Genomic DNA, 8,952 nt, shown 5'->3' with positions numbered 1-8,952 from the left:
GTCTGCGCCGGACCGGACGGCTGGCCGTGGTGCACGAGGCGAACGTGACCGGTGGATTCGGCGCCGAGGTGGTCGCCCGGATCACCGAGACCGGCGTACCGCTGCTGACGCCGCCGCTGCGAGTCGGCACACCCGACGTCCGGCTTCCGGCCGCGCCGGTGCTGGCGGACGCCCTCGTGCCATCGCCCGACCACATCGCCGGTGAGCTCAGGAAACTGGTCGGCCGATGATCGGCGGGATCTGGCACACCGGCCTGCACGTGGCTGATCTCGACCGGTCGATCGCCTTCTATCGCGACGTTCTCGGCCTGTCGCTGGTTCACACGCAGGAGCAGGCCAACGCCTACACCCGGTCGCTGGTGGGATACCAGGACGCGCATCTGCGGGTTGCGCAGTTCGCCGTACCCGGGAACAGGCCTGGGGTGAGCTCGCACGATGTCGAACTGGTGGAGTACGTCGCACCGCGCGGGGAGCCGGTCGATCCGGCCCGCCATCGAGCGGGGTCCGCCCACCTGGCGTTCGTGGTCACGGATCTCGACGCGGAGTACGAGCGCTTGGTCGCGGCCGGGGTGCGATTCGTCTCGCCCCCGAACCGGATCGACGCCGGCGTCAACGCCGGCGGCGCCGCCTGTTACCTGCTGGACCCAGATGACATCACCCTCGAACTGGTCCAGCCTCCCCCGGACCGTTCCCACCCGGCGGAGACGCCATGATCATCGACGCACACCAGCACTTCTGGAACCTGGAGCGCGTCTCCTACCCCTGGCTCACCGCCGAGCTCGCCCCGATCAACCGCACCATCGAAGAGCCCGAGCTGGAACCCCAATTGATTGCTGCTGGCATCGATCGGACCGTCCTGGTGCAGTCGATGGACTCGATCGAGGATTCGGACTTCATGCTGGAGGTGGCCGATCGCTGGCCGTGGATCGGCGCCGTGGTCGGCTGGGTGCCACTCACCAACACCGCCGAGGCGGAGCGGGAGCTGGACAGGCGGGCGCCGGACGACCGCTTCGTCGGCGTCCGGCATCTGATCCACAACGAGCCGGACGAGGACTGGTTGCTGCGTCGTGATGTTCTCAAGGGCCTTGCCGTGCTTGAGAAGCGCGGGCTGTCGTTCGACGTGGTTGCGGTGACACCGCGCCACCTGGAGCATGTGCCGGTGATCGCAGGCCGGCACCCCGGGCTGCGGATCGTGATCGACCACCTTGCCAAACCGCCGATCGCCTCGGGCGGCTGGCAACCCTGGGCCAAGCTGCTCAGCCGGGCAGCTGAGCATCCCAACGTGTACGCGAAGATCTCCGGCCTCAACACAGCGGCGGCGCCCGACTGGACCGCCAAGGACCTTCAGCCGGCTGTCGATCACGCCTTGGAGGTCTTCGGCCCGAGCCGCTTGATGTATGGCGGGGACTGGCCGATCAGCATGCTGGCAGGCGATTACGCGGGCGTCTGGAGCGCCACCCGGGAGGTGCTCGCGGGGCTTGCCGAGGACGAGCGTGACCAAGTACTCGGCGGAACCGCCCATGCCTTCTACAAGGTGCCCGCATGATCGATCGACTGGCCGGAATCGCCGACACCGTACGCATCGACGTACCGTCCGGACATCGGCGCGGGATCGCCGTGATCGGTGCCGGTGCGATCGTCGATGTTGCCCACCTGCCGGCCTACAGAGGGCTCGGGCTGGAGGTCCGGGGGGTGTACGACCGCGACTCCAAGAGGGCTGCGGCGGTGGCTGAGCGGCACGGCATCGGCCGGGTGTATCAGTCTCTGGAAGAAGTGCTGTCGGACGATCAGGTCGAAGTCGTCGACATCGCCGTGGTGCCATGGGCGCAGCCCGACCTGGTGCGGGAGGCGATCAAGGCGCGGAAGCATCTGCTCTGCCAGAAGCCGTTCGCACCCGACGTCGCGACCGGCCGGGAACTGGTCGACCTCGCGGACGCGGCCGGACTCAAGGTCGCGGTGAATCAGCAACTGCGCTGGGACGAGGGACTCGCCGCGGCCCGGGCGATGGTCCAGGCCGGCTGGATCGGTACGGCGACTGCGATGTCGTTCACCGTCGACATCAGCACCGACTGGAGCGCGTGGAACTGGCTGGTGGAGTCGCCGCGGCTCGAGATCATGTACCACTCGATCCACTACCTCGACGCGATCCGCAGCATCCTCGGCGACCCGGTCCGCGTGTTCTCCACCGCGTCCAGGCGAGTCGGGCAACAGGCGGTGGGTGAGACCAGGACGATCAGCACGCTGGTGTTCGACGGCGACACCCGGGCGGTGTTGCACGTCAACCACGAGAACCAGGGCGGCGACCAGCGGGCCGAGTTCCGGATCGACGGGACCGCCGGAGCGATTCGCGGCACGCTCGGGCTGCTGTACGACTACCCCGTCGGGCGACCGGACACGCTCGAGGTGTTCAGCAAGGTGCTGCCGACCGACGGCTGGCTCGCGTACCCCGTGACTCAGCGCTGGATCCCGTGGGCGTTCGGCGGACCGATGGCCGGTCTACTCCGCTGGATCGCCGAGGGCGAGACCGCGCCGACCGCCGCCCGCGACAATTTGCGCACCCTCGCGCTGGTGCACGCGCTGTACGGTTCGATCGATCACGGCGACGTTCGAGTACCGGAGGATGTGTGAGCAACCCACGACCCCGCCCTTCGGCGGCCCGCGCCCGGGCCGCGGCGCCCCCGGCGTCGGGGCGCGGCGGGCGAGTCACGATGAGCGATGTGGCCGCGCTCGCCCGGGTGGACAAGGCCGTGGTCTCCCGGGTGGTCAACGACGACAAGGTGCTGAGCATCCGGCCCGAGACCCGGGAGCGCGTGCACGCGGCGATCCGGCAGCTCGGTTACCGGCGCAACATGGCGGCGCGCAGCCTGCGAACGGCACGGACCGGCACGCTCGGCCTGTTCATCCCGGATTTCGCCAACCCGGTGTACGCCGAGATCATCACCGGCGCCGAGGCGGAAGCGCTGGCTCGTGGCTGCGTCCTGATGGTCGGTACTTCGACCGCCGGCGGGCGGGCGGCCAAGGACTATCTGGAGGTCCTCGGCGAGGGCAGGGTGGACGGGCTCCTGTTGGCAGGGGGTCCGATCACGTGGGCGGAGCAGGAAACGCTGTCGTCGCTGGGGATTCCGTGGCTGCTGGTGAACCGCCGCGGCCGGACGACCGCGCGCCACGTCATCCTGGACGACACCCGAGCGGCCCTGATCGCAGTGGAGCACCTGCTGGAGCTCGGGCACGAACGAATCGCGCACGTCGGCGGGCCCGCCGGCGCTGACACGGCTCGTCGCCGCCGGGCCGGGTACCGCAAGGCCCTCCGGCAGCACGAGCTCATCCCTGATCCCGACCTCGACGTGGTCGCCGACTACACACCTGACGGCGGAGCCCGCGCAACGACAGAACTCCTGGCCGGTGGCGCCAGGCCGACGGCGATCTTCGTGGCGAACGTGGCTTCAGCGATCGGCGTCCTGACCGCGTTGCGGACAGCCGGTCTTTCCGTGCCCGAGGACGTGTCGGTGATCGCGGTGCACGATCTCCCGCTCGCCGATCACCTGGTGCCTGCGCTGACCACTGTGCGGATGCCGCTCCGCCGCCTGGGTGCGAGGGCGGCCGAACTCCTTCTGACCACCCAGCCGGGCGACCTGATCAGCGAGGTGGTTCGAGAGCCGATCGAACTGATCGTGCGCCAATCCACCGGGCCGCCGAGCTGACGCACTCAGCGGAACTGCGAACGGGCGGTGGGGCGGAGGTGGAGATTCTGGGGTCGGGCGGCGGAGCGGCAGGTGAGTTCGGGGAGGATCTTGTTCTGCCAGGTCGGCGAGGCCTCGAGCCTGCTGCGATGCGCCTCGTACGCCGCGTCGCCGGGGAAGGTCGCAAACCAGGCGAGCACGGACTCGTCCCGCAGCGGCAGAGCCGGAAAGTTGTTCTCGGCCACAAGGGTCTCGAAGGTCGCACTGAGGACCGCACCCGTGTCGATGAGGACCGGCACCACCTGATCGCTGAAGAACTCCACGAACCCGTCATCGGCCGGAACCCCGGTGCGAATCGCTCCGGCGCCTTGCTTGGCGCGGTGGTAGATGGCGCCGGCGATCACGGAGTCGGGGATCTCGGTGGCGCCGATGGGCGGACGAGGGGCGTCGAGGGCGGGATAGCCCGGGCCGAGCTCGATCGGCTTCAGCAGCAGCGCGTTGTCCGAGTCCACCATCGTCGGATTCGCCTCGGCGCTTCTCGCGCGCCAGACGGGACCGTAGTAGAAGTTCTGCAGCGCTTCCGCGCGGGCCGGCAGGTCGGCGAAACCCCGCAGCCAGACGAATCGATCCGGGTCGTCGAGATCGCGGAACTGCCCGACGATGTGCATGCCCTGGGCTTCCTGCCCTTCGACGAACGACTCATCGAAGATCTCGATCAACCTGTCCCGTTGCCCCGGGTGCAACGTGTACTGCCGCAGGTCCACCACGGCACAGCAACCCAGCATGCCAACCTCCTCGTTCCGGTACGCCGGGTCTCAGTCAACCCAATAAACCTGCCACCGGCTGTCAGCGTTCTCGTACGGCCGCGACGGACTCAGCTATGCAGGGTGGGCCGGTAGATGAGTTCTTGGGTGTTGCCGTCGAACGTCCGGCTCTCGATCAGCTCGAGGTCGAAGTCGGCCGCGCCCTGGAAGATCGAGTCCACTCCGGTCTGCCCGGTGATCACCGGGAAGATCGTCACCTGGACCCAATCGACCAGGCCGGCGGCCATCAGCGCCCGGTTCAGCGACAGGCTGCCGTGCGAGCGCAACGGCACCTCGGACTCCTCCTTGAGCCGGGCGACGATGTCGACGGCGTCGCCGCTCTCGAGGGTCGCGTCCGGCCAGTCGAGGGGTCCCTGCAGCGTGCTCGACACCACGGTCGCCGGCAGATTCCTCATCCGGGTGACCCAGGGATCAAGCAACTCGGGCTCCATGGGGATCGAGGCCAACATCGCCGCGTTCGACCGATAGGTGGTGGCCCCGAAGACCATCCGCTGCTCCTGCTCGTACAAGGCGAGGCGGTGGTCGAGGAACTCGGGGCCTTGCTTGCCCCAATAGCCGCCCCAGTTGCCGCTGTGCGAGCCGTAGCCGTCGAGGCTGGAAAAGATGTCGAAGGTGTAGGTAGCGGTCATGATGCTCTCCTTGAGTTCGGTGGACGCCCTCCTGGGCGGCCGTTCACTCCTACTACGAGCACATCGATCCCGATCCGACACCGCCTCCCGGATTCTGTCGAGCACCTTCTGAGCACAACGCGAAGGACCGCAGAGGGTGCGAGTCCCTCTGCGGTCCTTTTCGCTGGGTGGTCTAGGTGAAAATGCTGACGCCACCCGGGCCCACCAGGAGGCCGATGACGATCAGTGCGGCGCCCATCAGCACCTGGCCACGAACGAGCGAGACGATTCCCGAGATGACGAGGATCGCCGCGATGATCCAGAGCACTAGGCCCATGGTCGTTCCTTTCTCGACGGGCCGGACGGGTACGCCCGGCGGCTTGACTCCCCGTGGTGCGGAACGCCCTGACCCCGGCGGTCGTCCCTGCACATCTGGTGCCCGGGGCGATCAGCCCCAAACGGTGTCGATCTTCGAGGAATGAGTGGATCGCGGCGGGGCACCGGGGGCGGGCCACCCGGACGACCGAGGAGACGACGTGAAGATCGGCTATTTCCTGTCCAGTGAGGAGTACACGCCCGCCGAGCTGATCGAGCAGGCCAGGCTGGCGGAGGAGTCCGGTTTCGACGGGCTCTGGCTCAGCGACCACTACCACCCGTGGAACGACGAACAGGGCCAGAGCGCCTTCGTCTGGTCGACCATCGGCGCGATCTCCCAGGTCTGCGAGCTGCCGGTGACCACTGCCGTCACCTGCCCGACGGTCCGCATCCACCCGGCGGTGATCGCCCAGGCCGCGGCGACCAGCGCAGTACTGCTGAACGGCCGGTTCACTCTCGGCATCGGTACGGGTGAAGCGCTGAACGAGCACGTTCTCGGCGATGTCTGGCCGACCGTGGACATCCGGCTGGAGATGATCGAGGAAGCCGTCGAGGTGATGCGCCGGCTGTGGACCGAGGACGACTTCGTCTCGCACCACGGCAAGCACTACACCGTCGACACCGCCCGGATCTACACCAAACCCGACAGCGCGCTGCCGATCTACATGTCCGGATTCGGGCCTGAGGCAACGGATGTCGCCGCACGGATCGCGGACGGTTACATCACCACTTCACCGGACAAGGAACTGCGCGACCGGTTCCGCGAGAATGGTGGCGGCGACAAGCCAGCACAGGCAGGGTTCAAGGTCAGCTACGCGCCGTCCGAGGAGGAAGGTATCGAGCAGGCGCACCGGATCTGGGGCAATTCGGGACTGCCGGGTGAGCTCGCACAGGTATTGCCCTCGCCACGGCATTTCGAGCAGGCCAGCCAGCTGGTCACCAAGGAGCAGACCGCGAAGTCCATCACCTGCGGATCGAAGGCCGACCACCACGTGGAGGCGTTCAAACCGTACGTCGACGCGGGATTCGACGAGATCTACGTGGCGAACATAGGCCCGTACTCGGTCGACATGATGAAGCTCTACCGCGACGAGGTACTCCCGGAACTCCGCCGCTCGGGCCGGTAGGTGCGTCAGGCGAGAAGAGCGCGAGCCGCACGCAGATCGTCGACGAAAAGGCCGAAATCGCGGCGATACTCGCGGGACCGGACCACTGACGACGGGTGAACCGTGGCCGTCGCGATGGTCCCGTCCGTCAGTTCGAGTCGCTCGCCGCGGCGCTCTGTCATCCGCCGCTCCACTGTGCCGCGCCGGCGAAGTCGTTCACGTGGTTCTGGTGCCCGTTAAAGAGCTCGTAACACTTCGGGGGTTGCGGCGGGCGCCAGGATTTGGTCTGGTGGAGGGCAAGTGGTTCAGCATTGACGCCACACACCGCAGGACGACACGACGAGGTCTCTCACCGTGACGATCGCACCTGTCAGCGCTGCCGACACGAAGCAGCGGATTGCCGATAACACCCAAGAACTGCTGATCGAAGCCGATAACGTTCCCGATCCCCGCCACCAGCAACTGCTCGACGAGGTCGTCATCCTGAACGCGCCGGTCGCACGGTCGATCGCCTCGCGCTACCGCAGTAAGGGCGTCGATACGGATGATTTGGAGCAGGTCGCCTATCTGGGGTTGGTGAAAGCGGCCAACGGCTACCGGGTGGATGCCTCGACAGCGTTCCTCGCGTACGCCGTACCGACCATCCGGGGCGAGCTGAAACGCTACTTTCGTGACTGTGCGTGGACCGTCCGGCCGCCGCGACGGGTCCAGGAGATGCAGGGCACGATCGCGGCGACCGAACCGGAGCTGACGCAGAAGCTCGGGCACCTGCCGTCGACCGCGGAGACCGCGCAGGCGCTCGGTACCGAGGCGGGAGAGATCGCCGAGGCCGCGTCTGTCCGGGGTTGCTTCACCGCGTTGTCACTGGACGCGCCGGGCGCGGCGGAGAGCGGCGCCAGCCTGATCGAGACGGTGGCGGATGCAGAGGTCGGGTACGAACTGGTCGAGAACGTCCAGACTCTGACCCCTGCGGTCTCAGAACTGGGCGATCGAGACCGCCGCATCCTGGAACTCAGGTTCTGCGCCGGCCTCACCCAGGAGGAGATCGGCAACGAACTCGGCGTCAGCCAGATGCAGGTCTCCCGCCTCCTCCGAGGAATCCTCGACCACCTCCGAGACCAACTGACCAACGACAGCCGTCTCACCCACCTGCGTTCGACCTGACCGAGGAAGGTTCCGAGCGCTGTTCCGCGCAGGTGCGGCCGGTGAGCATCACGACGTACCCGAGGACCGCTGTGACGACCAGCAGCTCACCCCCGTCCTCGAGCAGGTGCAGCAACTGGAGCCCGGAGTCCCCGAGTCCGGTCGCCAGGCCGTCGACCACCAGCCCGAAGACCGCGAGCATCAGGCTCAACCCCAGCAATTGCCGGTACGTCGTCCGGGTGCGGGCGGTTCCTCGGCGGTATCCCCAGGTCAGAAGCACCAGGAGGATCAGGCCGACGGGTCCCGCAAAGGCGAGTTCGCCGACATCCTGGGTACGAAGCCCGCCGGCCAGCAGCCGAGCCGGGTCCTCACCGGCCGCGCGGACCAGCGCGGATCCGGCGGATTGATGGAGGCTGAACAGGTCGTCCGCCAGGAGGAAGGCGAACAAGAGCGCCCACGGCAGGTAGGAACGGCGTCGGCCGAGGGTTCCCAGCCACAGCAGCAACAGCACGACCCAGAACAGCTGCACGTAGCCGAAGGACTCCGCGATGCCGTGATCGCTGGAGATGTTGAATGCCAACGACTTGACCATCGGCACCCGGGAGTTCACCTGCACGCTGCGATGCGCGAGGTGCAGCACCACCATCAGCAGGTCGGTGAAGACCAGCAGGCCGACCACGAGCTGGGTCGGACCGACCGCCGCCGGGATCAGCCGATCGGTGATGCCGTCGGTCCTCGGCGGTGCGGGTGCAGGTGCGGCCATGGAGAGTCATCCTGCAGGCATCAGCCGCCCAGGCCAAGCACCCCCCGCATGAGAAAACTCTAACGCGGGCTGCCGACAGCCTTTTCCAGTTCGGCTTTGGTCATCTTTGAGCGGCCTTTGACGTTCTTGTTCTTGGCTTCGTTGTAGAGCTGCGCTTTGGTGCGCCCCTGGGAGCCGCTGTGGGAGCGGAGGCCGCCGCGGCGGCTCGAGGAGATGTCGTTGGTGGAGCTGCGGCTCTTCTGCTTTGCCTCGCCGGAGCGGGCACGCTCTTTGTTGACTGTGCGGGCCGCGATCTCCTCGGCGGTGTTCTCGCTGCGGCCGCTTTTCTTCAGGCCTGCCTTGATGTGCTCGTACTGCCGTTCCCGCTTCTTGCTCGATCCTGCGGGCATCGTCGCGCTCCTTTCAAGCCAATTCGAGTGCCAGGCCCCGGTACCCCGTCGTCGCGGCGGCAATC

13 protein-coding genes are annotated in these 8,952 nt (G+C 67.4%); 7 read left to right on the top strand and 6 right to left on the bottom strand.

What is annotated here, in order from left to right; genetic code table 11:
- The 5 genes from VFG33_RS29490 to VFG33_RS29470 form a co-directional block, all read left to right on the top strand.
- Nucleotides 1–230, top strand: a 230-nt coding sequence (locus VFG33_RS29490; RefSeq protein WP_325056252.1) for a transketolase C-terminal domain-containing protein, incomplete at its 5' end; no start/stop codon positions are given.
- On the top strand, nt 227–712 hold the full coding sequence (locus tag VFG33_RS29485) for a VOC family protein (protein ID WP_325056251.1): 486 nt from the start codon (nt 227–229) through the stop codon (nt 710–712). The genes VFG33_RS29490 and VFG33_RS29485, both read left to right, overlap by 4 nt.
- Nucleotides 709–1,545, top strand: a complete 837-nt coding sequence (locus tag VFG33_RS29480; RefSeq protein WP_325056250.1) for an amidohydrolase family protein — start codon at nt 709–711, stop codon at nt 1,543–1,545. Before VFG33_RS29485 ends, VFG33_RS29480 begins: the two co-directional genes overlap by 4 nt.
- Nucleotides 1,542–2,627, top strand: a complete 1,086-nt coding sequence (locus VFG33_RS29475; RefSeq protein WP_325056249.1) for a Gfo/Idh/MocA family protein — start codon at nt 1,542–1,544, stop codon at nt 2,625–2,627. The genes VFG33_RS29480 and VFG33_RS29475 overlap by 4 nt, the downstream gene beginning before the upstream one ends.
- An 80-nt stretch (nt 2,628–2,707) precedes the next feature.
- A complete protein-coding gene (locus tag VFG33_RS29470) occupies nt 2,708–3,700 on the top strand; it encodes a LacI family DNA-binding transcriptional regulator (RefSeq protein WP_325056248.1) in 993 nt (330 codons plus the stop codon).
- Between the two features lie 5 nt (nt 3,701–3,705).
- Here the strand turns inward: VFG33_RS29470 and VFG33_RS29465 are convergent, their stop codons facing one another.
- The 3 genes from VFG33_RS29465 to VFG33_RS29455 form a co-directional block, all read right to left on the bottom strand.
- On the bottom strand, nt 3,706–4,464 hold the full coding sequence (locus tag VFG33_RS29465) for an NIPSNAP family protein (RefSeq protein ID WP_325056247.1): 759 nt from the start codon (nt 4,462–4,464) through the stop codon (nt 3,706–3,708).
- Nucleotides 4,465–4,553: 89 nt separating this feature from the next.
- Nucleotides 4,554–5,132 carry a dihydrofolate reductase family protein gene (locus VFG33_RS29460; RefSeq protein WP_325056246.1) on the bottom strand — a complete coding sequence of 193 codons (579 nt, stop codon included), beginning with the start codon at nt 5,130–5,132 and terminating at the stop codon, nt 4,554–4,556.
- Between the two features lie 172 nt (nt 5,133–5,304).
- Nucleotides 5,305–5,448: a GPGG-motif small membrane protein gene (locus VFG33_RS29455; RefSeq protein ID WP_166665715.1), complete on the bottom strand. Its 144-nt coding sequence runs from the start codon at nt 5,446–5,448 to the stop codon at nt 5,305–5,307.
- A gap of 199 nt (nt 5,449–5,647) precedes the next feature.
- Here VFG33_RS29455 and VFG33_RS29450 point away from each other — a divergent pair, with 199 nt between their 5' ends.
- Entirely contained in the window at nt 5,648–6,613 is a 966-nt protein-coding gene (locus tag VFG33_RS29450) for a TIGR03557 family F420-dependent LLM class oxidoreductase (RefSeq protein ID WP_325056245.1), read from the top strand.
- Between the two features lie 5 nt (nt 6,614–6,618).
- Here the strand turns inward: VFG33_RS29450 and VFG33_RS29445 are convergent, their stop codons facing one another.
- Nucleotides 6,619–6,774: a hypothetical protein gene (locus tag VFG33_RS29445; RefSeq protein WP_325056244.1), complete on the bottom strand. Its 156-nt coding sequence runs from the start codon at nt 6,772–6,774 to the stop codon at nt 6,619–6,621.
- Between the two features lie 172 nt (nt 6,775–6,946).
- On the opposite strand from VFG33_RS29445, the gene VFG33_RS29440 reads away from it, so the two are divergent.
- Nucleotides 6,947–7,756: a sigma-70 family RNA polymerase sigma factor gene (locus VFG33_RS29440; protein ID WP_325056243.1), complete on the top strand. Its 810-nt coding sequence runs from the start codon at nt 6,947–6,949 to the stop codon at nt 7,754–7,756.
- Here the strand turns inward: VFG33_RS29440 and VFG33_RS29435 are convergent.
- Nucleotides 7,734–8,498 carry a DUF8692 domain-containing protein gene (locus VFG33_RS29435; RefSeq protein ID WP_325056242.1) on the bottom strand — a complete coding sequence of 255 codons (765 nt, stop codon included), beginning with the start codon at nt 8,496–8,498 and terminating at the stop codon, nt 7,734–7,736. The two genes, VFG33_RS29440 and VFG33_RS29435, sit on opposite strands and share 23 nt — an antisense overlap.
- Nucleotides 8,499–8,557: 59 nt before the next feature.
- Nucleotides 8,558–8,952: hypothetical protein (locus VFG33_RS29430; protein ID WP_325056241.1), on the bottom strand; the 395-nt coding region annotated here is incomplete at its 5' end.

This window comes from Kribbella sp. (assembly GCF_035687465.1).
Lineage (GTDB): Bacteria > Actinomycetota > Actinomycetes > Propionibacteriales > Kribbellaceae > Kribbella.
Note: the sequence above shows the minus strand (reverse complement) of the source record. Positions and strands in the feature narration are given on the sequence as shown.